Genomic DNA, 13471 nt, shown 5'->3' on the forward strand with positions numbered 1-13471 from the left:
TTCCTTGGTGTCCGACCCGGTTCGACAGGGCGGTTCGTCCCCTATCTCCCCAACACGCCAGGTGGGCCGCCAGACCGAGAACGCCGACCGAAATTTACCGACAGTACGGACAACTGGTCAGCCCATCAGTAAGATCGCGGTCAGCCACCTCGATGGCACAGTGCGTATCCGAAGGAGCCGCCCATGGCCGACCGCCGGCAGAAGCGCGGGCCCCTGGAAGTGGACACCTCCAGACCCAGCACCTCCCGCGTCTACGACTTCATGCTCGGCGGCAAGGACAACTACGAGGCGGACCGCCGGCTGGCACTGCGCGTGCTCGAGATCGCACCCGGCGCGCCGGAGGCGGCCCGGGCGAACAGGGATTTCCTCACTCGAGTGGTCCGGTTCCTGGCGGCGGAGGCCGGCGTCAGGCAGTTCCTGGACATCGGCGCGGGCCTGCCCGCACAGGACAACGTCCATGAGGTCGCCCAGTCCGCCGCCCCTGACTCGAGGGTCGTGTACGTCGACCACGACCCGATCGTGCTGGTCCACGGCCGGGCGCTGCTGGCCGTGGACGACCGCACCGCGGTCGTCGAGGGCGACGCCAGGGACCCGGACGCGATCATCGACGATCCGGAGACCAGGCGCCTCCTCGACCTCGGCGAACCGGTCGGGCTGCTGATGCTCGGCGTCCTGCACCATCTGGCCGACCACGAGGACCCGGCCGGGACCGTGGCCCGCCTGATGGAACGCCTCCCGTCCGGCAGCTACCTGGCCGTCTCCCACTTCCACGATCCCGTGGACCACCCGGAGGCGTCCAACCAGGCGTACGCGGCCGAGAAGCTCTTCAACGAGGCCTTCGGGACGGGCCGGTGGCGCACGCGTGAGGAGATCCTCGCCTGCTTCGACGGCCTGGAGCTGCTGGAGCCCGGCCTCGTGCCGCTGCCGGAATGGCGGCCGGGCTCCGGCGGCCGCGCCAAGCCCGGCCTCGCCCATCACACCTTGGTCGGCGGCGTCGCCCGCAAGCCGTGATGGCGCGCGGACCTGGCCGTACGGTAGGACGGCGGGCGCAGCGCCCATGAGACGAGGCTCAGCAGGGCGAAGAAGAGCGGCATCGTCCAGGCGTCCGGGCCGTCGCCGACCGCCATGTGGCAGAAGGCCGCGCCGCTGTAGGCGAGCACCATGCCGGCGTAGGCCCACTCCTTGAGCCTGGGGAAGCCGGGCACGACGATCGCGACGGCGCCGAGCAGCTTCCACACGCCCAGGATGGTGAGCAGGTAGTAGGGCAGCCCGAGATGGTCGAAGGTGTCGCGGACGTACTGGATGCGGAGGAGGTCCCAGCCCGCGCCGGTGAACGACTCCGCGATGAAGATCGCCGTCGCGACCCAGAACGCGACGAGACGGACCTTGGGTGACATGTGCCTCTCCCGGTTCCTCGTGGCGAACGCCACCGTCAGGCATTCGCTCTCAATGCCCTGACGGAACCCGCGAAGAAAAAGTGACCGTACGCGTCACACCGTGCCCGTGTACACCCAGCGGCCCTCGAAACGGACGAAACGGCTGTGCTCCTCCAGCGTGCCCTCGCGCCCCCGGTCGACGTAGTGGGCGCGGAAGCGGACCGTCCCCTCGGTGTGCACGACGCTGCCGCCGGTCGTCTCCAGCACCTCCAGCCGTACCCACCGCATCTTCCTGTCGAGGTCGAGCGAGGCGGGCCGCGCGGCCGGATGCCAGGTCCGCAGCAGGTAGGCCGCGTCACCCACCCCGAACGCGCTGAACCGTGACCGCATGAGCTGCTCGGCGGTGGCGGCGGCCGCCGCGCCCCGGTGGAGCTTGCCGCAGCAGTCCTGGTAGGGGGCGGGCAGGCCGCAGGGACATGTACGAGGCATGCGCCCTATTGTGCCGCGAGCCGGCCCGGCAACCGGCCCGTGAGGTCGGTCAGCGTCGGGCCGAGCGGGGCGTCCAGGGTGAGGGAGGCGTCGGCGTCGCCACCGGTCGGGCCCTGGTTGACGATGGCGATCGGGATGCCGAGCGCGGCGGCCTTGGTGACGAACCGCAGCCCCGACTTGACCGTCAACGACGACCCCAGCACCAGCAGCGTCCGCGCCCCCGCCACCATGGCGAAGCACTCGTCCACGCGGGGACGGGGGACGTTCTCGCCGAAGAAGACCACGTCGGGTTTGAGCAGCCCGCCGCACGCCGCGCAGTCGACCACCTTGAACCCGGCGACCTGCTCGTCGGTGAGCACGGCGTCGCCGTCGGGGTTGATCTGGCCGCCGGCGTCCCAGACGGGGTTGGCCGCGCGCAGCCGCCGCTCCAGCTCGGCGCGGGGCGTGCGCTCCCGGCACGACAGGCAGACGACCCGGTCGAGCCCGCCGTGCAGCTCGATCACCCGCCGGGCCCCGGCCGCCTGGTGCAGGCCGTCGACGTTCTGGGTGACGATGCCGGCGAGCAGCCCGCGCCGCTCCAGCTCGGCCACGGCCCGGTGGCCGGAGTTGGGCCGGGCCTGGCCGATCTGCCGCCAGCCGACGTGGCTGCGCGCCCAGTATCGCTGCCGGGCCTCCGCGCTGCCGACGAAGCGCTGGTACGTCATCGGCTCCGCGCGCCGGGCCCGGCCGGTCGGCCCCCGGTAGTCGGGGATGCCGGACTCGGTGGACAGGCCTGCCCCGCTGAGCACGGCCACGCCTCCCCCTGCGACCAGCTCGGCCAGTCGTGTCACTGTCACAGAGTCCATGGTGCCCGATCTGCGGACCTGCCCGTTCCCCGGCCCTGTCGCACCCGCGAGGCCCACGCGCTGCCCGGTTGGCCACCCGTTCCCTCCCCGGCCTCGGCGATCCGCTCCGCGCTCCACAACCGCCGCATCTCGGGGCAGTTCTCCAGCAGCTCGGCGAGCCGTCCGCGCCCGGCGATCCGGCCGCGGTCGAGGACGATGATCTGGTCGGCGCGTTCGAGCGCGGCCCGACGGTGGGAGACGACGAGCAGGGTGCCGTGACCCGCGATCCTGTCCCACAGGAGCCGCTCGGTCTCGACGTCGAGCGCGGATGACAGGTCGTCCACGACGAGCAGATCCGGGTCGCGTACCAGCGCGCGGGCCGCGGTGGCGCGCTGGACCTGACCGCCGGACAGGCGCACGCCGCGCGGCCCGACCACCGTGCCGAGCCCGTCGGGCATCGCGGCCAGGTCCGGCTCGAACGCCGCCATCTCCAGCGCCCGCGCGATGTCGCCGTCGGTCGCTGGCCGGCCGAGCAGCAGGTTCTCCCGCAGGGTCTCGGAGAACAACCTCGGGACCTGGCTCGCGTACGCCGCCCGGCCGGGGACGAGAAACGTGCCCGGATCGCCGATGGGCGTGCCGTTCCACGAGATCGTGCCCTCGTCCAGCGGGATCAGGCCGAGCAGGGCGCGTACCAGCGTGGTCTTGCCGGAGCCGACCGCGCCGGTGACGACCGTGAACGAACCGCGCTCGACCCGCAGGTCGATCCCCCGCACGCCGTGCGCGCTCAGCCCGCGCGCCTCGAGAACCCGGAGCGGGTCATCACGCGGTGGCACACGGGGAACGGCCGGCGGGTCGCGGCGCAGCCAGACGTCCGCGCCCCGCGACAGGTCGTCGGCGCTCCCGTGCGGCGCCATGAGCCGGGTGAGGCGTTCGGTGGCGACCGCGGCCTGGGGCAGGCGGTACAGGATCGTGCCGATCGTCCGGGGCAGCGCCGTCAGCCAGCCGATGTAGCTGGTGAACAGCGCGAGATCGCCCACCGTGAACTCGCCGCCGCGCATCGCCGGCGCCGCCAGCAGCAGCACGAGCCCGATGCCGAGCTCCACGGTGGTGCCCGTGGCGGCGTCCAGCAGGTCGATGGCCAGGCGGTCCTTCACGGCCGCGGCGCGCCGCCGCCGGTTGTGCTCGCGCAGCCGCTCCAGCGCCGCCGCCTCCGCTCCCGCGGTCTTGATCGCGAGCACGCCGCCGAAGATCTCGCCCACGTACGCCGTGACGGCCGCGCCGAGCGTCCTGGCCCGCTGGTGCAGCCGTCCGATGGTCAGCCGCATGGCCCTGCTCAGCACGCCGATCGCGACCATCGGCAGGACGAGCACCAGCGTGATCACGGGATCGACGTAAGCCATGATCGCCAGCGCGGCGGCGGCGAAGAGCGTCGTGCCGGCCAGGCTGACGCTCTCGTCGGTGAAGTCGACCGCGTCGGCCACGTCGTCCCGCAGCCGGGCGACGGACTCGCCGGACGAGTGCGGCAGCCGCGCCGCGGCCGGGCCGCGCGCGGTGAGGATGGAGCGCAGGGCGTTGGCCCGAAGGAGGGTGGCCGCGGCGGCCCACCAGTAGACGCCGTACGTCCACGCGACGACGATCATCAGCCCTCGGGCGACCTCCACGCCCACGAACGCCGCGCACAACCAGAGCACCAAGCCGAGGTCGCCGTGGAGCCCGTCGAAGATCCGTTGCAGGACGAGCCCGCTCGCGAGCGGGATGACGTGGACCGGCAGCCACAGCAGCGCGCCGACGAGGTAGCGGCGGAAGCCGAACGTGGCCAGCCGGGTGGCCACCAGCATCACCGGCTTCACCGGCTCACCCCCGCCAGGTCCAGCAGGCGCCCGAACCTGCTGCCGGGGTCGGCGGCGAGGTCGGCGCGGCGGCCGTACTCGATGATCTTGCCTTGGTCGAGTACGGCGATCTTGTCCACGCGGGACAGCGAGGACAGGCGATGCGCGATGATCACGCCGGTCCTGCCCTGGAGCAGGCGGTCGATGCTCCGCTCGATGCGGCGTTCGGTGGCCGGGTCGAGCCTGCTGGACGCCTCGTCGAGCACGACGAGCCCGGGGTCGGCCAGGAACGCGCGGGCGAACGCGATGAGCTGTGACTCGCCCGCCGACACGGCCGAGACGCGCAGCTCGGTGTCGAGCCCGTCGGGCAGCGTGGCCAGCCAGTCTCCGAGCCCGACGCCGTGGAGCACCTCGCGCAGCAGTTCGTCCCCTGGCGAGGGCCGGAAGAGCGTCAGGTTGTCCCGCAGGCTGGCGGCGAAGAGCTGCACGTCCTGGGTGACCACGCAGATCCGCTTTTTGACAGACGCCGGGTCCGCCTCGCGCAGGTCCAGCCCGCCGGCCCGCACGACGCCCTCGGTCGGGTCGTACAGGCGCAGCACCAGGCGGGCGAGGGTGGTCTTGCCGCTCCCCGTGCGCCCCACCACTCCGAGCGTCTCGCCGGGAGCCAGCGTGAGGGTGGCGCCCGACAGCACCTGCTCGTCGTCGCCCGGGTAGGCGAAGCCGACGCCGTCCAGGCGCAGGCCGAGCGGGCCCTTCTCCGGCAGCGGGCGGGTGCCCTCGGGCAGGGTGCGCCGCTCGGCCAGCAGGTCGCCGATGCGTGCGAAGCCGGCCAGCGCCGCCTGGTACTGCCTGATCTGGTCGATGAGCCGCTCGAACGGCGTGCGTACCATCAGTGTGTACTGGAAGATCAGCACGGCGGTGCCGATCGTGAGCGTCCCGGACTTCAGGGCCCAGGCGGCGAGCCCGAGCATCATGGCGGTGCCTGCCGCGAACGCCACCGACGTGCCGGCCAGCAGCGTGGTCCCGATGCGGGCGTCTTTGACCTCGGCGCGGTAGAGGGCGGCGCTGACCTGCTGGAAGCGGCGCACGGTGTGCTCGCCGGCGCCGTTGGCCCTGATGTCCTCGGCTCCGGCCAGCCGCTCTTCGAGCATGCCGAACAGCCTGGCGCTCGCCGCCCGCGACCGGGCCGCGGCGGGCACGGCCAGCCGCTGCGCGCGGGCCATCCCGTACCCGATGAGCAGGCAGTACGCCGGCAGCGCGCAGCCGATGCGCCAGTCGACGCCGAAGACGACGACCAGCACCCCGGCCAGGAGCAGCACGCCGGCCACGACGTCCATGAGGAACGCGACGACGAAGTCGGCCACGGCCACCACGTCGCCGTCCACGCGCTCGATCATCTCGCCGGGCGTGTGCCGGCCGTGGTAGGCCATGTCCAGGCCGAGCGCGTGCTGGGCGAGGCGCTCGCGCAGGCGGTTGGTGCCGTCCCAGGCGAGGCGGCTGGCCAGCCAGGCGGTGACCATCCTGGCGGCCTGGCCCGCGAGGGCGAGCGCGAGGTAGCCGAGGGCGATCAGGGTCAGGTGTCTGGTGCTCGCTCCGGCGATGGCGTCGTCGACGAAGCGGCGGGTGATCTGGGGCGCCGCCAGCGGCAGGGCGGTGGCGGCGGCGATGGCCGCGACCAGCGCGGCGGCAGGGCGGGGTCCTGGGCGCAGCAGGCGCAGGACGGAGGTGCTACGCGGAGCGATCCCCTGGTCGAACGGTGTCAAGAAGCGTCATGCCCTTTGGATAGGAGGTGTCTTTGCGCTGGGTGGACATGAGCGCTGTCCGCATGGCGGGACCTCCTGGATCGATGGGCTGCTGCAGGGGAGTACAGCAGCCCGTCGCGTTACGGGGCAACCGATTTACGGGGCCTGCCGGCGCCGGGAGCGGCTCACCCGTGCCCCCTCAGCACTCCCGCCCGGGCCAGCCCTGTGGTCAGCTCCGTGCGGGCGCGCTCGGGAAGGCCGTCGAGGGCGTGCGGGTCGTCGGCCGCCAGCCGGGAGACGGGCGCGACCTCGTACGGGTGGAGCCGGAACGACCGCCCTGACCGCAGGCTGACCGCGAACGTCCCTGGCCCGCCCCCGTCCGGCCCCGCTCCTCCGCTGACCACCTCCGCACACGGATCCCACGCGGGAGCGGACTGGCCGCAGGGCCTGGCCCCCGCCCGATCCACCTCCGTACACAGATGCCACGCGGAAGCGGGCTCCTGGCCGGCGACCGAACAGGCTGCCAGCCGGCCGGCCGGCAGCCCCCGGAGCCGCCCCACCCACGTCCTGATCATGGCCGCGACCTCGTACGCCCGCATGGTGTCCGGCGCGTCGAACTCGATCCACCGAGCCAGGTCGTTCGCGGCGTCCGGCGGGAAGCGCACGCTCTGCCCCGCCCAGCCGGAGCGGATCGCCATCCGGTACGGCCGCAGCCCGGCGAGCCGGACCCCGCCCGCGCCCTCCGCCAGCAGCTCCACGGACTCTCCCACGACGCCCGCGTCCATGCCCGGCGCGCCGAGCACCAGCTCGCAGGTCACCGGCACGCCCGGCGGTATCCCGGCCAGCAGCCGCCGCAGGTTGACGGTCACGCCGTTCAGCCCGGTCACGGCGGCCAGGAAGTCGATCCGCGTCACGGTGATCGTCAGGCCGCGGCAGCGGGCCAGCACGTCGCCGGGGAACGCGGCCGCCCCCACCGCGTCCAGCCGCCCGGCCCACGGCCCGCTCGCGGGCGGGGGGCACGCCCCGGTCACCCAGCGCACACGCTTCCCCGGCTGGGTGTCCGGGGCGTCGCACAAGGGCGCCCCCTCGGCGGGCGCGGCATCCGGCCGATGCCACGTGCATGCCCGCCCCATCGGCACGGCGTCGTACCACAGGGGGCGGATGACCCGCTCAGGCGACCAGGCCAGCAGCTCGACCCCGGCCAGCTCGGGCACGCGCCGCAGCGCCGCGCCGTATTCGGCCGCCAGTCGCCCGCACAACGTCACCTGCCCGGCTCCCAGGGCGCTTACCAGCGCGAAGGCCGCGGGAAGCTGCTGGCCGTCGTCCACCACGACGTGCGCCCGCCGCCCCCTGGCCGCGGCCATGGCCAGCTCGACCTCGGGACCGAACAGCTCGCACCGCCCGGCCGCCCCGAGCACGTCCCTGCTGCTCTGTGTGCTCCCCTCGGCCAGCTCCAGGTCGTCGATGCTGAGCCGGACGGCGGGGTCCGCGGCCAGCCGCAGCGCCGTGCCCACCGCTCTGAGGTGGGCGTCGTCGAACGCCTTGCGCTCCAGGACGGCCGCCGCCGCCCGATCGAGCAACGCGGTGAGCGGCCCGCCGTCGAGCCGCTCCGCGGCGGCCTTGAGACGGGACGGATCGGCGAGGCGTTCGACGATCCGTTCGTTGAGGTCGAGCACCTCGGCCCCGGCGGGCGGCACGACTTCGGTGGTGAAGTCGGTGAGCGGCGGAACAATGATCAGGTCCATCAGCGGCACTCCCCCGGCCACGAATATGGATACGGACACGGGCGCGCCGCCCGCGTGCGCGGGGCCGGCGTCCGGAGGAGCCCGGCACCTCGGTGCGACCGCGCGCGGAAGGCCCCGCCGCCCACCACGCGACTGCGTTCCGAGGCGCCGGACGCCTCCACACGGCCCCGCACCGGAACGCGCGTCGCGCCGGCCACGCCACGCACGCCCTCGGCGGCACCGCACTCCGGAACCCCCGGAGGCCCGGCGAGCAGGTCGAGCACCCGCCGCTCCAGCCGCACGACCCCCACGGCCGCGGCCGGCAGCGGAGTCCAGTCGTGCTCGCTCACACGGCCACCCTTTCTCGGCGCAGAAGTGGAATTGGCGCACAGCCCGTTTAACTTTAAATGCTTACAAGATCATTTTTGCTTGTCAATAAGATTGAGGATAAGAAACAAAAAGAATGCCACGCTGAGGTCATCGACCAATACAGCAAATCCAGCCATAAGGGACAGGGATCGTTACTGTCCGTATTCATCCGCCTATTGTCCCAGTACAGAGGCAATGCATCCGCCTCCCGTAATCGCGGGAGAGCAAATCCAGCAGCCCGTTTCGCGATTCCTCACGGCCGTCCCGGAAAGCGAGCCGTTACGCTTTTCCCCGAGAGGGGATGGAGGACTCGTGACGGAAGGCGGGAGACGCGAAGGGCCCTATCTCTCGACGCTCGTTTTCGTCTCCGGGCTCGTCCTCATCACCGCGACGGTGGCCGCGCTGGACGTCCTCACGGGCACGGCGGTGCGGCTGTTCCCGCTGCTGATCTTCCTGCCCGCCATCGTCGCCGGGCTGGGCACGGTGCGCCAGACGGTCTACGCGTCGGTGTGGGTGGTCCTGGCGGAGGTCGGGGTCAGCACCTACCTGGGCGCCGAGCTGGACGACAAGCTGCTGGCGGTCGGGTTCACCGCCGCGTTCGGGGGACTGGCCGTGCTCGGCTGCCGCTACCGCGTGCGGCGTGAGGAGGAGGTGCGCCGGCTGCGTTCGGCGGCGTCCGCTCTCGCGCGACTGATCGTGCGCCCGCTGCCACTGCGCACCGCCGACGTGGTCGTCGACGGCCTCTACCAGCCGGCGGAGGAAGAGCCGATGGTGGGCGGCGACATGTACGAGGTGGCCGTCTCCCGGCGCGGCGCCCGGGTGCTCATCGCCGATGTGCAGGGCAAGGGCCTGCCCGCGATCGGGACCGCGCTGGCGGTGCTGGGGTCGTTCAGGGAGGCGGCCTACCGCGAGGACACCCTGAACGGCGTCGTCGACGCGCTGGAGAACGCCGTCGTCAGGCAGAACACGTTCGCCGCCACCACCGGGGAGCAGGAGCGCCTGGTCACCGCGCTCGTGCTCGACATCTGCACGGGACTGGACGTCGAAGCGGTCAACTGCGGGCACATCGCCCCGTACATGATCCACGCCGGCGTCGCGCGGCAGGTGAACCTCGGGGAGCCGTCCGTGCCGCTCGGCGTGGCGGCGCTGACCACGGAGCCGCGGACGAGCGCGCGGTTCGCGTTCCCGCCGGGCGCGACGCTGGTGCTGTGCACCGACGGTGTCACGGAGGCCCGCGATCCCGGCGGCGCCTTCTACCCGCTGGCGGAGCGCCTGCGCGCATGGGCACCCGACCCGCCCGACAGGCTCGCCCAGGCGCTCGGCGCCGACCTGCACGCCTTCACCAGGGCGGCCCCGCGCGACGACGTCGCGATCGTCACCCTGCGCAGGAGCGAGCCGGGAAGCACGCGGTGGGAGGTCTGGTACGACGGGCTGCGGGACACCCACACAACATCATGAACCGGCCACTCCGATGGCGCGTACCTACACACATCGGACATGGTCGATGGAGGTGTCGTGGAGCTCAGCCTCTTACGGGCACAGGCGCACAGCCCGTCGTACTTCTCACTGATGCGCGCCTCGTCGGGAGAGCGCGCGCCGGTCGACTTCTGCATTCCGTGCAACCCGTACTTCCCGACCCCGGAGATCTTCGATCACCTCGGGAGGAACCTGGAGACGATACTCAAGTTCTATCCGAGCGACGCGGGCACGATCACCGAGGAGCTCTGCGCCACGCTCGGGCTGCACCCCAAGACGGTCGCCATGGGCAACGGGTCGACCGAGCTGATCACCTGGATCGACCACCTGCTGGTGCGCGAGAGCCTGGCGGTGCCCATCCCCACCTTCGGGCGCTGGACCGACCAGCCGCTGGAGACGGGCAAGCGGGTGGACATGTACCCGTTGCTGGAGAGCCGCAACTTCACGCTGGACGTGAACGACTACGTCTCGTTCATCCGCATGCGCGGCTCCCGGGTGGCGGTGATCTGCAACCCCAACAACCCCGACGGCGGCTACCTGCCCAAGCACGAGGTCCTGCGCCTGCTCGACCAGCTGATCGACCTGGATCTGGTGATCGTGGACGAGTCGTTCGGCGACTTCGTGGACGCCGAGCCGTACCCGGGGCTGGCGGCGGAGGCGGCGGTCCGGCCGAACGTGATCGTCCTGCGCAGCCTGGGCAAGAACTTCGGCCTGCACGGCATCCGCTTCGGCTACCTGGTCGCGAACCCGGCGCTGGCCGCCCGCGTGCGCGACGCGCTGCCCAAGTGGAACCTGAACTCGTTCGCCGAGGTCGTGGTGTTCATGATGCGGCAGTTCATGCCCGAGTACCAGGAGAGCCTCAAGCGGGTGGGCCACGACAGGCGGGCGATGTTCCAGCAGCTCAGCACCATGCCGGGCCTGTCGGTGTTCGCCTCTCAGGGCAACTTCCTGCTGGTCAAGCTGCCGCCCGGGCACGACGGGGTGCCGCTGCGCGACCACCTGCTCAGCGAGCACGGCGTGTACGTCCGAGAGTGCGGCAACAAGCTGGGCACGACGAGCCAGTTCATCCGCCTGGTCGTGCGGCCGCAGGACGACGTGCGGCGGCTGCTCATCGGCATGACGCAGTTCCTGTACTCGGGCAGCCTCCACGAGATCCCCGTGATCGGGCTGCACCACCGGCACGTCAACCCGCTGTCGGCCTGAGATTCGTATCGTATGCCGTACGGTACGATGTACGGAACCCACAGAATGTCGGAGACGGGCTATAGGCTGTCCCGGCTTTCCCCCGTACGGCAGAGAAAATCAGACGATGGAAGGGTTCCGTGGTCGTCCCCAGCCGCCAGGCCAGCACCGATCAGCACCGCGATCACACCGCCGCCGACAGCCACGACCTCATCCAGGTCCGCGGCGCCAGGGAGAACAACCTCAAGGGCGTCTCCCTCGACATCCCCAAGCGCCGCCTCACCGTCTTCACCGGCGTGTCCGGCTCCGGCAAGTCGTCGCTCGTCTTCGACACGATCGCCGCCGAGTCGCGCCGCCTGATCGACGAGACCTACACGGCGTTCATCCAGGCGTTCATGCCGAGCCTGGCCCGCCCCGATGTGGACGCCCTGCACAACCTCAGCGCGGCGATCATCGTGGACCAGGAGCGCATGGGCGCCAACGCCCGCTCCACCGTGGGCACGGCGACCGACGCGCACACGATGCTGCGGATCGTCTTCAGCCGGATCGGCGAGCCCCACGTCGGCCCCGCCTCCGCCTTCAGCTTCAACCGCGCCGAGGGCATGTGCCCCGAGTGCGAGGGGCTGGGCAAGGCGTCCGACATCGACGTGGACGAGCTGGTCGACAGGGAGCTGTCGCTGAACGAAGGGGCGATCAAGGCCCCCGGATTCGCGGTGGACAGCTGGCCCTGGCAGGTCGTGGCGGGCTCCGGCCTGTTCGATCCCGCCGTCAAGCTGAAGGACTTCACCGCCGAGCAATGGGAGGACCTCCTCCACAAGCCCGCGACCAAGATCAAGTACGGCTCCAACAACTTCACCTACGAGGGGCTCGTCACCCGGGTCAGGCGGACCTACCTCGGCAAGGACCGCGAGTCGATGCAGCCCTCCGCGCGGGCGTTCGCGGAGCGGGCGATCAAGCTGGCCGTCTGCCCGTCCTGCGGCGGCTCCCGGCTGAACGAGGCCGCCAGGTCGGCCATGATCGACGGCAGGAACATCGCCGACTGCTCGGCCATGCAGATCAACGACCTGGCCGCCTTCGTCCGCGGCATCGCCGACCCCGCCGTCGGCCCCGTGCTGGACGGGCTGCGCTCGACGCTCGACTCCCTCGTCGAGATCGGCCTCGGCTACCTGAGCCTCGACCGCGAGTCGGGCACGCTGTCGGGCGGCGAGGCGCAGCGCGTCAAGATGGTGCGCCACCTCAACTCGAGCCTCACCGACGTCACGTACGTCTTCGACGAGCCCACGGCCGGGCTGCACCCGCACGACATCCAGCGGATGAACAACCTGCTGCTCCAGCTCCGCGACAAGGGCAACACGGTGCTCGTCGTCGAGCACAAGCCGGAGACGATCGCCATCGCCGATCACGTGGTGGACCTCGGCCCCGGCGCCGGCACGGCCGGCGGGCAGCTCTGCTACGACGGCGACCTGGAGGGGCTGCGCGCCTCCGGCACCCTGACCGGCCGCTACCTGGACCATCGCGTACGGCTCCGCGACCACGTCCGCACCCCGGCCGGGCACCTGCCGATCAAGGGCGCCACCCTGCACAACCTCAAGGACGTCGGCGTGGACATCCCGCTCGGCGTGCTGACGGTGGTCACCGGCGTGGCCGGCTCGGGCAAGAGCTCCCTCATCCACGGGTACGTCGCCGGGCGGGACGGCGTGGTGGTGGCCGACCAGTCGCCGATCCGCGGCTCGCGGCGGAGCAACCCGGCCACCTACACCGGCCTGCTCGACCCCGTCCGCACGGCGTTCGCCAAGGCCAACGGCGTCAAGCCCGGCCTGTTCAGCGCCAACTCCGAAGGCGCCTGCCCGGCGTGCAAGGGCATCGGCCTGATCTACACCGACCTGGCCATGATGGCGGAGGTCGCCTCGGTGTGCGAGGAGTGCGAGGGCAAGCGGTTCACGCCGAAGGTGCTGACGTACACGCTGCGCGGCAAGGACATCAGCGAGGTGCTCGCCATGCCGGTGGCCGAGGCCCGCGACTTCTTCACCGAACGACAGGCCCGCACGATCCTCGACCGCCTGGCCGCGGTCGGCCTCGGCTATCTGGGCCTGGGCCAGCCGCTCACCACGCTGTCGGGCGGCGAGCGGCAGCGGCTCAAGCTCGCCATCCACATGGCCAAGAACGGCACCACGTACGTGCTGGACGAGCCCACCACGGGCCTGCACCTGGCGGACGTGGACCAGCTCCTGGCGCTGCTCGACCGCCTGGTGGACGACGGCAACACGGTCATCGTGATCGAGCACCACCAGGCCGTCATGGCCCACGCCGACTGGATCATCGACCTCGGCCCTGGAGCCGGTCACGACGGCGGCCAGGTGGTCTTCTCCGGCACCCCCGGCGAGCTGGTCGCCACCGGCACCTCGCTCACGGCGATCCACCTGCGCGACTACGTGAGCAACCCCTGAGCCAGGGGGCCGG

11 protein-coding genes are annotated in these 13471 nt (G+C 71.8%); 4 read left to right on the forward strand and 7 right to left on the reverse strand.

Features of this window, described 5'->3' with window-relative positions; genetic code table 11:
• Positions 1 to 183 precede the first annotated feature (183 nt).
• Complete coding sequence (locus ACQPWU_RS35345) at positions 184 to 1011, forward strand: SAM-dependent methyltransferase (RefSeq protein ID WP_433429603.1); 828 nt, start codon at positions 184 to 186, stop codon at positions 1009 to 1011.
• On the opposite strand, the gene ACQPWU_RS35350 is transcribed toward ACQPWU_RS35345, so the two are convergent.
• The 7 genes from ACQPWU_RS35350 to ACQPWU_RS35380 all read right to left on the reverse strand — a co-directional run bounded on the left by ACQPWU_RS35350 (position 975) and on the right by ACQPWU_RS35380 (position 8334).
• Positions 975 to 1397 (reverse strand): DoxX family protein, encoded by a 423-nt coding sequence (locus ACQPWU_RS35350; RefSeq protein WP_433429605.1) that lies wholly within the window; start codon positions 1395 to 1397, stop codon positions 975 to 977. The genes ACQPWU_RS35345 and ACQPWU_RS35350 overlap by 37 nt on opposite strands.
• Before the next feature lie 93 nt (positions 1398 to 1490).
• Complete coding sequence (locus ACQPWU_RS35355; RefSeq protein WP_433429607.1) at positions 1491 to 1865, reverse strand: YchJ family protein; 375 nt, start codon at positions 1863 to 1865, stop codon at positions 1491 to 1493.
• Positions 1866 to 1870: 5 nt separating this feature from the next.
• Positions 1871 to 2710 carry an NAD-dependent protein deacetylase gene (locus ACQPWU_RS35360; protein WP_433429608.1) on the reverse strand — a complete coding sequence of 280 codons (840 nt, stop codon included), beginning with the start codon at positions 2708 to 2710 and terminating at the stop codon, positions 1871 to 1873.
• Positions 2698 to 4539, reverse strand: coding sequence for an ABC transporter ATP-binding protein (locus ACQPWU_RS35365; protein ID WP_433429609.1), 1842 nt, complete (start codon positions 4537 to 4539; stop codon positions 2698 to 2700). The genes ACQPWU_RS35360 and ACQPWU_RS35365 overlap by 13 nt, the downstream gene beginning before the upstream one ends.
• Entirely contained in the window at positions 4536 to 6281 is a 1746-nt protein-coding gene (locus ACQPWU_RS35370; RefSeq protein WP_433429611.1) for an ABC transporter ATP-binding protein, read from the reverse strand. Before ACQPWU_RS35370 ends, ACQPWU_RS35365 begins: the two co-directional genes overlap by 4 nt.
• A gap of 164 nt (positions 6282 to 6445) precedes the next feature.
• Positions 6446 to 8005, reverse strand: coding sequence for a hypothetical protein (locus ACQPWU_RS35375; protein ID WP_433429612.1), 1560 nt, complete (start codon positions 8003 to 8005; stop codon positions 6446 to 6448).
• Positions 8005 to 8334, reverse strand: coding sequence for a hypothetical protein (locus ACQPWU_RS35380; RefSeq protein ID WP_433429614.1), 330 nt, complete (start codon positions 8332 to 8334; stop codon positions 8005 to 8007). Before ACQPWU_RS35380 ends, ACQPWU_RS35375 begins: the two co-directional genes overlap by 1 nt.
• A gap of 331 nt (positions 8335 to 8665) precedes the next feature.
• Here ACQPWU_RS35380 and ACQPWU_RS35385 point away from each other — a divergent pair, with 331 nt between their 5' ends.
• The 3 genes from ACQPWU_RS35385 (at position 8666) to ACQPWU_RS35395 (ending at position 13458) form a co-directional block, all read left to right on the forward strand.
• Positions 8666 to 9811 carry a PP2C family protein-serine/threonine phosphatase gene (locus tag ACQPWU_RS35385; protein WP_433429615.1) on the forward strand — a complete coding sequence of 382 codons (1146 nt, stop codon included), beginning with the start codon at positions 8666 to 8668 and terminating at the stop codon, positions 9809 to 9811.
• 57 nt (positions 9812 to 9868) lie between these two features.
• Positions 9869 to 11032: a pyridoxal phosphate-dependent aminotransferase gene (locus ACQPWU_RS35390; RefSeq protein WP_433429617.1), complete on the forward strand. Its 1164-nt coding sequence runs from the start codon at positions 9869 to 9871 to the stop codon at positions 11030 to 11032.
• 119 nt (positions 11033 to 11151) lie between these two features.
• Positions 11152 to 13458, forward strand: a complete 2307-nt coding sequence (locus ACQPWU_RS35395; RefSeq protein ID WP_433429618.1) for an ATP-binding cassette domain-containing protein — start codon at positions 11152 to 11154, stop codon at positions 13456 to 13458.
• Positions 13459 to 13471: the final 13 nt, after the last annotated feature.

Origin of the sequence: Nonomuraea sp. CA-141351 (genome assembly GCF_050944675.1) — a bacterium.
In the GTDB taxonomy this organism is placed as follows: Bacteria; Actinomycetota; Actinomycetes; order Streptosporangiales; family Streptosporangiaceae; genus Nonomuraea.

Coding starts and splice junctions, on each gene's coding strand:
- ACQPWU_RS35355 (WP_433429607.1), bottom strand. CDS start 1,865: ATGCCTCGTACATGTCCCTGCGGCCTGCCCGCCCCCTACCAGGACTGC.
- ACQPWU_RS35360 (WP_433429608.1), bottom strand. CDS start 2,710: ATGGACTCTGTGACAGTGACACGACTGGCCGAGCTGGTCGCAGGGGGA.
- ACQPWU_RS35345 (WP_433429603.1), top strand. CDS start 184: ATGGCCGACCGCCGGCAGAAGCGCGGGCCCCTGGAAGTGGACACCTCC.
- ACQPWU_RS35375 (WP_433429612.1), bottom strand. CDS start 8,005: ATGGACCTGATCATTGTTCCGCCGCTCACCGACTTCACCACCGAAGTC.
- ACQPWU_RS35350 (WP_433429605.1), bottom strand. CDS start 1,397: ATGTCACCCAAGGTCCGTCTCGTCGCGTTCTGGGTCGCGACGGCGATC.